This window comes from Niabella soli DSM 19437 (assembly GCF_000243115.2).
In the GTDB taxonomy this organism is placed as follows: domain Bacteria; phylum Bacteroidota; class Bacteroidia; order Chitinophagales; family Chitinophagaceae; genus Niabella; species Niabella soli.
The window spans coordinates 2,336,031-2,350,405 of sequence record NZ_CP007035.1 but is presented as its reverse complement, the minus strand read 5'-3'; the positions used below and the strand labels follow the sequence as shown (position 1 = coordinate 2,350,405).

The 14,375-nt window shown below is 47.9% G+C and carries 8 protein-coding genes; 4 read left to right on the top strand and 4 right to left on the bottom strand.

What is annotated here, in order from left to right; all coding sequences use genetic code 11:
• Positions 1 to 12 precede the first annotated feature (12 nt).
• The 4 genes from NIASO_RS09950 to NIASO_RS09935 all read left to right on the top strand — a co-directional run bounded on the left by NIASO_RS09950 (position 13) and on the right by NIASO_RS09935 (position 6,538).
• Complete coding sequence (locus tag NIASO_RS09950; RefSeq protein ID WP_245605251.1) at positions 13 to 1,977, top strand: SGNH/GDSL hydrolase family protein; 1,965 nt, start codon at positions 13 to 15, stop codon at positions 1,975 to 1,977.
• A gap of 96 nt (positions 1,978 to 2,073) precedes the next feature.
• Positions 2,074 to 3,858 carry an alpha-L-fucosidase gene (locus NIASO_RS09945; RefSeq protein ID WP_008585482.1) on the top strand — a complete coding sequence of 595 codons (1,785 nt, stop codon included), beginning with the start codon at positions 2,074 to 2,076 and terminating at the stop codon, positions 3,856 to 3,858.
• 4 nt (positions 3,859 to 3,862) lie between these two features.
• Entirely contained in the window at positions 3,863 to 5,377 is a 1,515-nt protein-coding gene (locus tag NIASO_RS09940) for a sialate O-acetylesterase (RefSeq protein ID WP_008585480.1), read from the top strand.
• 21 nt (positions 5,378 to 5,398) lie between these two features.
• Positions 5,399 to 6,538 carry a glycoside hydrolase family 88/105 protein gene (locus tag NIASO_RS09935; protein ID WP_008585479.1) on the top strand — a complete coding sequence of 380 codons (1,140 nt, stop codon included), beginning with the start codon at positions 5,399 to 5,401 and terminating at the stop codon, positions 6,536 to 6,538.
• Between the two features lie 29 nt (positions 6,539 to 6,567).
• Here the strand turns inward: NIASO_RS09935 and NIASO_RS09930 are convergent, their stop codons facing one another.
• The 4 genes from NIASO_RS09930 to NIASO_RS09915 form a co-directional block, all read right to left on the bottom strand.
• Positions 6,568 to 8,073 (bottom strand): pectate lyase family protein, encoded by a 1,506-nt coding sequence (locus NIASO_RS09930; RefSeq protein ID WP_008585477.1) that lies wholly within the window; start codon positions 8,071 to 8,073, stop codon positions 6,568 to 6,570.
• Positions 8,074 to 8,267: 194 nt separating this feature from the next.
• The gene (locus NIASO_RS09925) at positions 8,268 to 9,653 is read right to left on the bottom strand and encodes a TolC family protein (protein ID WP_008585475.1); all 1,386 of its coding nucleotides are present in this window, start codon (positions 9,651 to 9,653) and stop codon (positions 8,268 to 8,270) included.
• 94 nt (positions 9,654 to 9,747) lie between these two features.
• Entirely contained in the window at positions 9,748 to 12,921 is a 3,174-nt protein-coding gene (locus NIASO_RS09920; protein WP_008585473.1) for an efflux RND transporter permease subunit, read from the bottom strand.
• Positions 12,921 to 14,084: an efflux RND transporter periplasmic adaptor subunit gene (locus NIASO_RS09915; RefSeq protein ID WP_044046305.1), complete on the bottom strand. Its 1,164-nt coding sequence runs from the start codon at positions 14,082 to 14,084 to the stop codon at positions 12,921 to 12,923. The genes NIASO_RS09920 and NIASO_RS09915 overlap by 1 nt, the downstream gene beginning before the upstream one ends.
• Between the last annotated feature and the right edge of the window lie 291 nt (positions 14,085 to 14,375).

Here is a 14,375-nt window from a genome sequence, read left to right as displayed (position 1 = left end):
CAGAATCATAAAGTGAAGAAGCAAATAAAAATAGCAATAGGATTTTTGTTTTCGTTGGTGTTGGCAACTGCCTTCCGTTGCAGCGCGCAAACAATCACAAATGAAAAAGATACCCGTTGGAAAAAATTCAACAAACACAGTTTTGCAATAAACGGCCATAATGCCTGGTATGTAGCGCCTGCAAAACCTGCCGCAGGTAACCCCTGGGTATGGCGGGCCTATTTTCCCGACTGGCATACGGATATGGACAGTATATTGCTGGAGCGCGGCTTTTATATTGCGTATGTAAAAGCGCCGGATCTGTTTGGTCATTACACCGCCGTAAATGTATGGGACGATCTTTATAAATACCTTACCACGAAGAAACAATTTGCCCCAAAACCTGCATTGGAAGCGGTTAGCAGGGGCGGACTGTATGCCTATGCCTGGGCCAAAAGAAACCCCTCCAAAGTAAGCTGTATCTATGCAGAAGCGCCTGTTTGTGATTTTACCAGTTGGCCGGCCGGTAAGGGAAAAGGCAAAGGATCAAAGGCCGACTGGGAAAAACTATTAAAAGTTTTCGGCATTACAGAAGCGCAGGCTTGGGAGTATAAAGATCAGCCAAAGGATAACCTGGAAACGTTAGCGGCATACAAGGTGCCCATCCTGCATGTGATCGGCTTAAAAGACAGCATTGTTCCTTACACTGAAAATACGGGCCTCCTTGTTCAAAATTATATCAGTAATGGAGGTCCGGCCAGGGTGGTTCCCATGACAAGAGGGCCACAGGAATTGAGCGGGCATCATTTCACCATTGAACAACCGGAAAAATTAGCCGCTTTTATGTATGCTAACTGCATCCCGGTGAAAGATCCACTGCCGGAAGAGCGGTTTATACAACGGTTCGGAAATTTGAATAATGTGCTGGAGCGGATCCGGAAAAAACAAGCGGTTACTGTGGCGTTTTTAGGAGGCTCTATTACCAATATGACGGGCTGGCGTGACCGGGTATGTACCTGGTTGGCACAGCGCTACCCTGATGTTCATTTTACTTTTATCAATGCAGGCATCCCTTCTTTGGGCAGCCTGCCGCATGTATTCCGGTTGCAACAGGATGTGTTGGATAAAGGGCGGGTGGATCTGTTATTTATTGAGTCGGCCGTAAATGATTATGTGAACGGAACTCCGGCGGTTACGCAGCAACGGGCGTTGGAAGGGATTATCCGGCATGCGTTGGCAGCGAACCCTTATATGAATATGGTGCTGATGGGGTTTGCAGACGAGTTTAAACTGGCGGATTATGCAGCAGGAAAAATACCGGGGGAGATTCAGTTACATGAACGGCTGGCGCGTTATTACCAGCTTCCCTTTATCAATCTGGCAAAGGAAGTGTATGAACGCATCCAAAATAAAGAATTTACCTGGGAAGGCGATTTTAAAAACCTGCACCCGTCGCCTTTCGGGCAGGCATTATACGCGCAGGCGATTGAAACCTTATTAGATAAGGCCTTTGACAAAAACGAAACTTCGGGTCCGGTAAAAACGGTCTTGCCCAAAATACTGGATACCAAAAGTTATAGGACTGGGGCCTATATCTCCGTGGAAAAAGCGGCTTTAAAAAAAGGCTTTATATTGGATCCTTCCTGGAGGCCCAAAGATGGGGTACACACGCGTCCCGGGTTTGTGAACCTGCCGGTGTTGGAAGGGATAGCTCCGGGGGCAACGCTGGAGCTGCCCTTCAGCGGGACGGCTATCGGCATTGCCGTGCTCTCGGGCCCCGATGCCGGTATGATCCGCTATTCTATTGACGGAAAGGAATGGAAAAAAATTGAGCTGTATACACAATGGAGCAATGGCCTGCACCTGCCCTGGTATGTGTTATTGGGCGACGGATTATCAAAAGGAACGCACCGGTTAAGCATAGTCATTGCTGATGAAAAGAACGTAGGTTCAAAGGGGAATGCGGTTCGGATCGTTCATTTTCTTGTAAACCGGTAAGGTGGCCTGGCGGTAAGTTTGGGACGATCGCGGCCATTCGAGGCATCTTGCCTCGAATGAATATTCTGTCGCCTTTGGCGGCAATTAAAAAAATATATGAAACGAATTTTATTTATAGGATGTTTTGTTGTGGCTGGTTTGGCAGCCGGGGCGCAGGGTATGGAAGAAATGTGGGATAGCACCGCGTCAAAAAAGGAACATCCCAATATTCAATGGTTTAAAGATGCGAAGTTTGGTTTGTTTATTCATTGGGGGCTTTATTCAAAATTGGCCGGAACCTGGAAGGGTAAGAATTATTATGGCAGTGGCGAATGGATCATGAACCAGGCCAGGATACCCGTTCGTAAATACGATAAGGTTGCGGCGACCTTCGATCCCGTAAATTTTAATGCGGATGAGTGGGCGCAACTGGCAAAAGATGCCGGTGTGAAATATATGGTCATAACCGCCAAACATCACGAAGGCTTTTCGATGTTTGATTCCAAAGTAACCAATTTTGATATCGTGGACGCCACTCCATATAAAAAGGACCCGATGAAAGCCTTGTCTGAAGCTACGCGAATGAGGGGCATACAATTCGGGTTTTATTACTCCCAGTTCCAGGATTGGCATGAACCCAATGGGGGAAGAAACACCTGGGATTTTGATGAATCAAAAAAGGATTACCAGCAATACTATCGCGATAAAGCTATTCCGCAACTGAAAGAGCTGCTGACGAATTACGGACCTTTGGGCATTGTATGGTTTGATACACCCGGGGGTATGACCAAAGAGCAAACGCAGCGCTTTATAAATGAATTGCGCAAGCTGCAGCCCAAAAGTTTATTCAGCAGCCGGGTAGGACAGGGCCTGGGCGATTACAAGGATTTCGGCGATTCGGAAGTACCTCCCGTTCCGATTGCCGGCGCCTGGGAGTCGATCTATACCCATAATGATTCCTGGGGTTATATCGCGCACGATATGAATTTTAAATCGTCGGACGAGATTATTGAACTGCTCGCCAATGTAGCTTCCAAAGGCGGAAACCTGATGTTAAATGTGGGCCCCGATGGCCTGGGTACTATACCTTATTATTCAGTAAAGTATCTGAAAGCTACAGGCGCATGGCTGCAAAAAAACGGGGAGAGTATTTATGCTTCTACCGCCGGATTTATTCCGGCGCAGCCCTGGGGCGTTACCACGGCAAAGCCGGGCAGGTTGTTTTTGCATATCCTGAACCGCCCGGGGAATGATACAGTGTTGGTGCCGGGGTTTACAAATACTGCTTCAAAAGTGTATGCCCTCGATGGAAAAATGAATCTCCCGTTTACACAAAAGAGTACGGATCTTTATGTGAATATGACTACTGTTAAAAATATTCACAGCCCCAACGCTGTGCTGGTAGTGGAATACAAAGGAACGGCCCCGGCATATAATGCTTCGGCCCCTGTAACGGTTTCGGCTGCTTTTGACAATAATCCTGTGGGGGCCATCTTTGCAAAAACCAGTGGTAATGCAAAAGTACAGTCGCTCACCTATAGTCATTATTATGGCGACTGGAAACACACCACTTGCGTAACGGACATGCTGAGCCCCGGCGATGCAGCCGCATTTACCGTACGAATCACCGACCCCGGGGATTACAAACTGATACTGGAATATGCCTGCCCGCAGGAAAGTGCCAACCAGGAGGGCAGCCTGGAAATAGATGGCAAGACTTTTTTGTACCGCACCCTGCGCACATCAGCATATGACCGCAAAGCGCCGCTTCTATTTATAAAACATCCTGTGGCCATTTTTACAGTTGTAAAACCGGGGATCTATCGTATTGTTGTAAAACCTTATAAACAGGGGAAAGAATTGTTCAAGCTGAAATCAATTATTGCCGAACCGATAAAATAAAACTATGCGAAGGTTGTGTATGTTGTTATTCGCTCAATTTTGTTTGAGTGCCATTGTCAAAGCCGAAATTAAATTGCCTGCGTTGATTGCCGATAATATGGTGCTGGAACAGCGCAGCACGGTTACGCTTTGGGGTTGGGCGGATGCTGGTGAAAAAGTAATGATTACCTGTAGCTGGAACCGGCAACCGGTAAGTGTTACCGCCGACAGGCAGGGTAGCTGGAAGGTTTCGGTTAAAACCATCGCAGCGGGTGGCCCTTACACCATCACCTTTAAAGGACAAAATCAGCTATCGGTTCAAAATGTATTATTGGGAGAAGTATGGTTCTGCTCAGGGCAATCGAATATGGAATTTCCTTTAGCAAAAGGAGCCGGCTGGCGGACGGGGGTTTTCAATTACGAACAGGAAGTTGTAAAAGTTACCGACCCGTTGCTGCGCCTGTTTACCGTAAAGCAGGAAGTGGCCGGAGCACCGGTGCAGGATGTAAGCGGAACCTGGCAGGCCTGCACACCACAAAGTGCGGCCGGCTTTTCAGCAGTGGCGTATTATTTCGGGCGTGACATACGAAAGGCGACCGGTTTCCCCGTAGGCTTGATTCATTCATCCTGGGGCGGCACACCGGCGGAATCCTGGGTGAGGAAGGAAGTGCTTTCAGCCGATAAGGATTTATCGCCGATCCTGGACCGGTATGAATCGGCTATTAAAAAGTATCCCAATGATATAAAGCAATACGAAACAGCACTGGAACAGTGGAAGCAGGATTCTGCAGGACACAAGAAGCCTGTAAAACCTGTAGATCCATTGAAGAACTCCAAGTCGCCGACGAAATTGTATAATGCAATGATCCATCCGCTGATCCCTTTTTCAATTAAAGGCGTGATCTGGTACCAGGGGGAATCTAATGCCGACAGGGCTTATCAGTACCGCAAATTATTTCCTGCATTAATTAAAAGCTGGCGTAAAGAATGGGGATCCGACTTTCCTTTTTATTTTGTACAGATCGCCCCACAGTATAAACAAAATCCCGAGATACGGGAAGCGCAGTTGTTCACCTGTCAAAAGGTTCCCAAAACAGGCATGGCTGTAATTACCGATGCCGGGGATTCGCTGAATATTCACCCGCGCAATAAAGAAATAGTTGGGCAACGATTGGCCTTATGGGCGCTGGCAAAGGATTACGGGAAACAGGTAGCGTATTCGGGCCCGTTGTATCAATCGATGAAGCGCGAAGGAAATAAGGTCAAAATTTACTTTTCATTTGCAAGTGATGGATTGGAAACGGGAAAAGAAGGACTTACGCGCTTCGCTATTGCCGGTAACGATCAGCAATTTGTTCCCGCAGAAGCGCGTATCGAAGGGAATACCGTGGTAGTATGGAACGATGGCGTGAAAACGCCTGTGGCCGTGCGTTTTGGCTGGGCCAATTTCCCTCATCCCGGTTTGTATAATAAGGCCGGGTTGCCGGCTTCTCCCTTCCGCACGGACAACTGGCCGGGTGCAACCCTTAACAAAAAATAAAAACAGTTCTAAAATAAATATATGAAAACAGTTCACCTCTTGCTCGCAACCGCTGTTTCTGTTCTATCTGGAAGCGCAACGGTTTATGCACAATCTTCAAAAATTGATGAATTTAAAAGCTGGCCACAGGGCACCTCTCCAAAAGAGATCGGTGACCGGATCGCCGCCCGGTTTGTGGCCTCGCCGCATGCTGGGTTTAACACCGCGCGGCCGCCGAAAGTGATCATTTACCCTGAAACCTGCGCCTGGTATGGCGCCTTGATCTTTGCAAAACAGACGGGAAACAAAATGCTGACGAAACAATTAGCCGAACGTTTTGAACCGTTATTGGGCAGCCAGGACACGCTAATCCCCGTACCGGATCACGTGGACTATACCGTATTTGGCGCGGTGCCTTTAGAATTATATATGCAAACAAAAGACCCGCGTTACCTGAAAATAGGGAAAACAATGGCTGATAAACAATGGGGTCCGCCCGAAGGAAAGCGTGTAACGGCTGAATCGCATCGCTTTTATGACAAAGGGCTTACCTGGCAAACGCGTTTGTGGATTGATGATATGTTCATGATCACGGCGGTTCAGGCGCAGGCCTACCGTGCAACCGGCGATCAGAAATATATTAACCGAGCCGCTAAAGAAATGGTTTTTTATCTCGATTCGCTGCAGCAGCCCAACGGTTTGTTTTATCATGCGCCGGATGTGCCCTACTTCTGGGGCAGGGGCGATGGTTGGATGGCAGTAGGGATGAGCGAATTGCTACGTTCATTGCCAAAGAACAACCCGAACCGGGAACGGATCATGACGGGCTATAAAAAAATGATGGCCACCTTATTGAAATACCAGGCGGAAGATGGGATGTGGCGTCAGCTCATTGATGACCCGGCTTCATGGAAGGAAACTTCAGCTACGGGAATGTTTACCTGTGCGTTTATAACGGGTGTAAAAGAGGGCTGGCTGGACAAGAAAGTGTATGCACCCGCAGCACGTAAAGCATGGCTTTCTTTGATCAGATATATCAATTCCGATAATGATATTACGGATGTGTGCGAAGGTACCAACAAGAAAAATGATCATCAATATTATCTGGACCGTAAACGTAATACCGGTGATTTGCACGGACAGGCGCCGTTGTTGTGGTGCGCGACAGCATTGCTGCGCTAGGCGTAAAGACCTATAAGGTTTTTAAAACCTTATAGGTCTTTTCTTGCTTTGAGCTGCGCTGCGTATAAGGACTTTAGTTCCAACCCAACCTGGTTTTGACCTTCCCACACACCCTCAGGTCTGCCCGCCAGTCTTCCGGCTGCTTTTTGCCCTTTAAGCCCGATACAATAATTTTTACCGGATACCCAGGGATTTTGTACAGTGGCTTTTTTTGCGGTGCAATTCCAAAGGATCTGGTTAACGCCCGACCATCCGTGCCCGCTGCCCCAATTGCCGCGGTCCTGGATATTGATTTCACCATCTGTAACAATATTGTCATATAAAGTCCCCATCGCCCAGCGATGGTGAGGGCCAATATCTGCATGGGTAACAGATGCCGTGCAATTATAAAAAACATTCGGCCCGCAAACTTTTGCACCGGTTACATAATCATGCCGGCCATCTTTTGCTTTGCAGTTCATGAAAAGGTTCTGCTGGCCACCATTGTTAAAAGAATAACGCCGGCCCCCGGTAATGATCGATTTGTGGTCAAAGCAATAACAATCCGTCACGGTTATATTTTTGGCCAGTCCGCCCAGGTTCACGCAGGAATAAGCAAAATACCGGGCCGTTACGTTCCGGACCCATCCGTTCTCTATTTTATTAAACAATACGGCATCCCAGGAATGTTCTTCTGATGTGTCCGAAGTATAAGCGGAGGCACAGTACAGGTTTTCCACGCCTACATTTGTTATCCGGCCATCAAAAGTATATTTATAGATTTCGGCGGTATTATATTTTGATTCCATTGCCATTACCACCGGATTGTCTGTGAACACCGTATTGCCGGAGACTTTTGTAACGGTCCGCTGAAATTTAAAATCATATTCTGATGCCTGCCATTGTTTGGTGCCCGGCCGTGCCTCGATCTGGTTCATCTTCAGGTCTTCGATCCATTGCTGTTTGGCTGCCCAGTGAACAATGATGGCGTCACCCGGTTTAAATGCCGCGGCATTGGCCACGGTAAAGGATTTTGCCCCTACCGGCACATAGTTGTCTGTAAGGGCCGTGCGGGTGTCTTTTACTTCTTTTATATCGCCCGTTCCGGAAACGTTGATCAGGGCTCTTCTATTATTTCCTTGGGCCACTAATATCGTTTCCGCTCCTTCGCCACGTAATACAATACCGCTGGCGCTGATCTTAATATTGCCCGGGATGGAGTAGGTTCCTTTTTTTAATAAAATGGCGCCGCGAAAACCGTTGGCCGCCAGTGGTCTTTTTGAAAGATCATCAATTGCTTTTTGTATCGCCGCTGCTGCATCGGGTCCGGGCGCGATGGTTTGAACCATGGGCACATCCGGGATGGGCACATTCCCGGTTTTATAACCAACCCGGCTGAAGTCGGGCAGGATGTTGCCGCGCCCATCAGGAGTGTAATGCAGACTGCCGTCTGGATTGACCTGCACAAATTTCGACTGCCATTGTTTGGTATGAATAAAAGCAACAATGGTAACGGCCAGGGCCAGTACGGTAGCGGTAAAAAACAGGGTACGCATAAATGATTTTTTTCAGAATATAATATTCGAAAAAAATAGGCATATTTTCTAGCGGAGAGATAAAATAGCTTAGTAGTTGGCTATTATGGTCTATAGCTATTCGTAAGAGCCGTTAAAGTAATGCTGCCGGGAAGGCGCAAAAGCGGCAAGTTAGAAACAACATCTTCCCGTATTTCCGGCTTCCCGGCCAGCCATCATTTCCACCCGCCACCGAGGCTTGAATAGAGTGCCACGATAGCCTGCAACTGTTCCAGCTTATCATTGATGCTGCTTAACTGCGCCGCCAGCAGGCTTTGCTCGGAAGTGAGCACATCGGTATAGTTCGCCTTGTTGGAGTATTTTAATAATTGCTTGGTAAAGGAAACGGCTTTTTCAAGATTCTCCAGTTGCTGCGTACGGGCAGCTTTCTTATCGGCTGCTGCCTGGTATTGATAGAGCGCATTGGATACTTCCATGCCCGCATTCAATAATGCTTTTTGAAAATCGGCGGCATATTCCTTTTGTTGTGCTTTGGCAACGGCAAGGCGTTGTTTATTCAGCCCATTATTGAAGATGGGTTGCGTAAGGCCCCCGATAATATTAGCAAGAAACGAAGAGCCGTTGAAGAAATTTTTAATACCGGTATTGTACAGCCCTGCCTGCCCGGTGATGGTAAGGGAGGGATAAAAATAGGTGCGTGCTACGTTTACTATTTCAAAAGCATTGCGTAACTGGTACTCTGCCTGCTGCACATCCGGGCGGTTGGCGAGTAATTGCGCGGGCAGGCCGGTGGACAGGTTGGTGGGTATGGGATCATTAGCTAAACTGTCCCGATCCACTGGTCCGGGGTTGCGACCGATAAGATTGCAGATGAGGTTCTCCGTTTGCCGGATGTTTTGTTTAATGTCAGGGATGGTCACTTCAACAGAATATTGATTGGCGGCGCTTTGGACCACTGCTGCGCCGGTAACCACATCCCCGTCTTTTAGAAGCTGCATGGTCTTTACATCTTCTTTCCGGTTCTGAAGGGTAGCCAGCGTCAGGCTCAGTTCTGCATCATAGGCCATTAACGCGTAGTATCCGGAGGCGATGTTAGCCACCAGTTGTGTTTGTACGGCCCTTTTGTAAGCATCGCTTTGCAGAAAAGCAGCGAGGGCTGCACGTTTCAGGCTTTTTAATTTTCCCCAGACATCTACCTGCCAGCTAGAGCTGAGGTAAAGCTGATCTACCTGTTTTGCAATATTTTGAACGCCCGAAGGTTTATAGAACCCTGCACTGGCATTGGCCTGCAGGGAAGGCAGATAGGCCAGGTTGGCCTGGTTTAAATTGGCCCGTGCGGCCTCCATTCTTGCCAAAGCCACCTTTAGGTCCAGGTTATTATGTAAGCCTTCTTCAATCAGCGCCTGAAGTTTGGTGTCGGTGAATAATTCTTTCCAGGGCAGGGTTGCAATAGTGGTGGTGTCGTTGGTTGCCGGACCGCGGTATAACTGATCGCTTATATTTTTTGAGGAGTTGTAAGGCTGCGTAACCTTACAGGCGGGAAGCAAGGCGATTGCCAAAACAATTCCTGTTAATTTATATAGTGCGGTTGCAGGTTTCATTCCTTGATTTGTTTTGTATTGCTCGGTTGTGCACTGAAGCTGAAGTGAGTGACACAAGGAAGCTGATAGTAGCATTACTGCCGGCTAAAAAATATTATTTACTGTTATTTTCAGGATCGGTAATGAGTTCCCCGTGCTCATCGTATTTATTTGTTTTTATTCTTTCCTGTAGTCCCTGGAACACGATGTATAAGGCAGGTATTACAAATACGCCCAATACCGTTCCGAATAGCATACCGCCGATGGCGCCCGTGCCGATGGAACGGTTGCCATAAGCGCCTACACCGGACGCAAAAATTAAAGGCATTAGACCCAGGATAAACGCAAAGGAGGTCATTAAAATGGGGCGCAGTCTTGCTTTTGCGCCTTCAAGTGCAGATTCCAGCAGGCCCATCCCGTTCTGGCGGCGTTCCAGCGCAAACTCTACAATAAGGATGGCGTTTTTTGCCAACAGGCCGATCAGCATGATCATGGAGATCTGCATGTAAATATTGTTATCGAGCCCGAACAATTTTGCAAATACAAAAACGCCTGTTAACCCTACCGGTAATGAAAGCAACACAGCAAAGGGCAACAGGTAACTTTCATATAAAGCACTTAGGAGCAGGTACACAAAAACCAGACTTAATATAAATACATAAATGGTTTGCGATCCGCTGTTTTGTTCTTCACGGCTGATGCCGGAATATTCAAAACTATAACCCGGCGGCAGCGTTTTTGCGGCTTCTTCTGAAATAGCCTTTAAGGATTGCCCGGTACTGTAGCCGCTGTTGGGCGAGCCGTTTACCGACATGGAATTATACATGTTGAAACGGGTTACGGATTCGGGTCCGTAAATTCTTTTTAAAGTGATATATTCCGAAATCGGGTTCATAGACCCATCACTGGCGCGCACCATAATATTGTTAAGCCCCTGGGTGCTGGCGGTATAACTGGGGGCGGCTTGCAGGATCACCTGGTATTGCTGGCCAAATTCATTAAAGTTGCTGACGTAAGCGCTGCCATAAAAGACACCCATGGTGCTTAATATGGTGGTAGCAGGAATGCCGGCATCTTTACATTTGGCAACATTTACGGATAAAAGATATTGCGGAAAATTGGGATTGAATGAGGTAGCGGCATATTGTATCTCCGGCCGTTTGCTCAATTCGTTTAAGAAATTTTGCCCTACCTTATAAAAATCAGCCGTGGAATGTGCGGCCCGGTCCTGTAGCTGAAAGGTAAAGCCCCCGCTGGTTCCGAAGCCTGAAATGGTAGGCTGCTGCATAAAAGTGATCTTGGCGCCCGTGATAAATGCAGTAGACTTAATTAGTTTTTTGATCAGATCCTTATCCGAAACGCCCGGTCGCTCATCCCAGGGCTTTAGCCGGATGATCACCATTCCATAAGAGGAACCGCTGCCTGCAATAAAGTTACGACCCATCATACGCATGGTGGCGGCTACCTGGGGCAGTTTGTGCACCACGCTGTCTACCTGTGCATCCACTTCCCGCACGCGTTCCATGGTAGAGCCCGGTGGCAATGTTACATTTACGAAAATAGTCCCCATATCCTCACTCGGCACAAAACTGGTAGGCGTGGTTTTCATCAGCAGGAGGAATGCCGCTGCAAAAATCAAAATAATTACAAAAACAAGTCCGGCTCTTTTGGCCAGGTAGTGCACGCCTTTAGTGTACTTGGTTACCAGCACGCCATAGCCGGCGTTAAAAGCGGTTCCAAAGCGTTTGCCCCAGCTCCTCTTTTCTCCTTCGGGGGTATCCTGTATATGGGCGGGAGGCTTTAAGAACATGGCGGCGAGAGCCGGACAAAGGGTCAATGCATTTAACGCGGAGATCATAATGGCGATGGCCAGCGTAATACCAAACTGCCGATAAAAAACGCCCGCCGATCCCGTAACAAAAGTAACCGGTAAAAACACCGATGCCATTACCAGAGTGATGGAAATAATAGCCGGTGCTATTTCGTGCATGGCATCAATGGCTGCTTTTCGTGGCGACGTGTAGCCATGTTCCAGTTTGGCGTGCACGGCCTCTACCACTACAATGGCATCATCCACCACGATGCCGATGGCCAGTACCAGTGCAAAAAGGGTCAGCAGGTTTACACTGAACCCGAACAGATAAAGAAAAAAGAAGGTGCCAATGATGGAAACCGGAACGGAGATGCCGTGGATGATGGTAGAACGGACGTCCTGCAGGAAAATAAGGATCACCAAAAATACCAGCAGGAAACATTCTACCAGCGTATGCACTACTTTGGTGATGGAGGCGCTGAGGAAAGTATTGATATCTACCAGGTAAATAAATTTAACGCCATCCGGAAAGGCTTTGGCCGCCTGCTCCACAACGGTTTTACAATTGATGATCACATCCCGTGCATTAGATCCCGGCGTTTGACTGATAGCGATGCCCAACGAGGGTTTTCCATTAGTGGCGGTAGATCCGGTATAGGTTTGCGCGCCCAGTTCCACGCGGGCAATATCTTTCAGGCGGAGGTACTGCCCGTTGCCCATCGATTTAATAATGATATTGCCGAAATCATCCGTGGTAACCAGGGTGCCGGTATAAGTTATTACATATTGAAAAGGTTGGTTCGAATTTTGCCCGAACACGCCGGGGGCTGCATTTACATTTTGTTCTGCAAGCGCCGTAGAAACATCAGCAGGGGTAACGCCGTACACGGACATCACATCCGGTTTTAGCCAGATGCGCATGGCATAGGTCATTACGTTTCCAAAAACGTTGGCGCCTCCCACGCCGTTTACCCGCTGCAATTGCGGGATAAGATTGATGGCAGCGTAGTTCTGCAAAAAGGTTTGATCATAATCTTTTTTATCGGAGTAAACCGAAATGATCAATACGTTACTGGTTTGTTGTTTGCGCACCGTGATCCCGTTTTGTATAACGGACTGCGGCAATTTACCGGTGGCGGCGGAGATCCGGTTTTGTACATCTACTGCGGCCTGGTCGGGGTCGCGGCCCACATCAAAAAAAATGCTGATGTTGGCGGTGCCTTCATTAGTAGCGGTGGACGTCATGTAGGTCATGCCCTCTACTCCGTTTATCTGCTGCTCCAGCGGGATGATAACGCTTTTTAAAACCGCGTCGGTATTGGCGCCGCTATAAGTGGCGTTTACTTGAACCGTAGGCGGGGAAATGTAGGGATATTGCTCTATGGGAAGCTTTAATACGCCCAGCACACCCAACAATACAATGAGCACTGATATCACGGTACTCAATACGGGTCGTTCTATAAATCGCTTTAACATCAGAGATTATTTTGCAGGGTGTCTTTTAAATTATAAAGACTATCCGTATTTACAGGCCTGGGAATAACCACGGTGCCGTCTTTCAGGTTGAAGCCATTCAACACGATGCGGTCGCCCTTGTTTAACCCATTTTGAATGATCAGGAATCGACCGTCCGGAGTGGCAGTGGACGTAATGGCCGTGCTGATCACCTTGTTGTCGGAAGTGAGCCTGTACACGAGGCGCTTGTCCTGCAATTCGAAGGTGGCACTTTGCGGGATCAACAGTGCTGCTGTTTCGCTGCGCGGGATGCGCACGGTGGCGCTGGCACCATTTTGTATGACGCCGCCGGGGTTGGGAAATGTACCTTTAAACGTGATGGTTCCGGTGGCGGTGGTAATAGAGCCGCTGGCGGTCTCAATTTTGCCTGTTTCACTGTACAGCGTTCCGTCGGCAAGAACGAGGTTCACCGGCGGAAGGCTCATGAGTTTTTCCTGCATGGTATTGCCTGCGTGCCGGCTGGTAAAGCCCAACAGTTGTTTTTCATTTAATGAAAAATAGGCGTATATATTGGAATTGTTTGATAAGGTGGTGAGGGGGTTGGAAGTGGTGCTGCTTACAAGGGCGCCGATCTTATAAGGGATCAGGCCAATAATACCTGATTGCGGGCTGCGGATGGTGGTGTAGCCGATATTGGTAAGAGCATTGGCGAGTGTTGCTTTTGCCTGGGCTAAGGCCGCCTCTTTTGCTTTTAAAGTGTATTGTGCCGATTCTAATTCGTACTTGCTGATAATATCCTGCTGTACCAGCGGTTTTGTTTTCTCCACGTTCATTTGTGCGGCGCTTACATCGGCTTCGGCACTTTTGATAGCGGCTTTAGCTGTAATCACCTGTTGTTCATATTGGGGATTGCTGATCTGAAAGAGTAATTGTCCTTTTTTTACGGCTGCCCCCTCCGGCACATAAATTTTTTCTAAATAACCATCTACCATCGGGCGGATCTCCACCACCTGTTGCCCCTGTATGGTAGCGGGATAATCGTGATAGGTAGTGGCCGGCCGGGGCGCCAGGGTCAGCACCTGGTAAGGCTTGGGTGCATCATCTTTTTTGTTGTCTTTATTTTTACCTGAGGTGCAGGAGGCGAATAGTGCACTGGCGAAAATGACGATACGAATACCTTTCATACTGTTTAATAGGTAATTTAATTTTTGTAGCAAGGTGAATTTCGACATATATATGACGGTTAAAGAGCAAAAAACTGTCTGTAGGCAAAAACTATCGGTAAAAGGCAGCTTGGATCAGTGTTCTGTCAAAAATTAAGGGGCTCAAAATTAAAAATAGTAAGGAGTTAAGTGGGATTAAGTTCTTTTCTTAATGGGCTTAATTTCTAAGTGGTTATAAACTAGATCGCCGGAGGCGATAGAATAAGGATGCGCGGCTGCAAGCCCCGCATAGCCGGTTATAAACTAGATCGC

What these genes read in the sequence shown, in the direction of transcription:
- NIASO_RS09945 (WP_008585482.1), top strand. Translation starts at nt 2,074, where the DNA reads ATGAAACGAATTTTATTTATAGGATGTTTTGTTGTGGCTGGTTTGGCA.
- NIASO_RS09940 (WP_008585480.1), top strand. Translation starts at nt 3,863, where the DNA reads ATGCGAAGGTTGTGTATGTTGTTATTCGCTCAATTTTGTTTGAGTGCC.
- NIASO_RS09935 (WP_008585479.1), top strand. Translation starts at nt 5,399, where the DNA reads ATGAAAACAGTTCACCTCTTGCTCGCAACCGCTGTTTCTGTTCTATCT.
- NIASO_RS09930 (WP_008585477.1), bottom strand. Translation starts at nt 8,073, where the DNA reads ATGCGTACCCTGTTTTTTACCGCTACCGTACTGGCCCTGGCCGTTACC.
- NIASO_RS09925 (WP_008585475.1), bottom strand. Translation starts at nt 9,653, where the DNA reads ATGAAACCTGCAACCGCACTATATAAATTAACAGGAATTGTTTTGGCA.
- NIASO_RS09920 (WP_008585473.1), bottom strand. Translation starts at nt 12,921, where the DNA reads ATGTTAAAGCGATTTATAGAACGACCCGTATTGAGTACCGTGATATCA.
- NIASO_RS09915 (WP_044046305.1), bottom strand. Translation starts at nt 14,084, where the DNA reads ATGAAAGGTATTCGTATCGTCATTTTCGCCAGTGCACTATTCGCCTCC.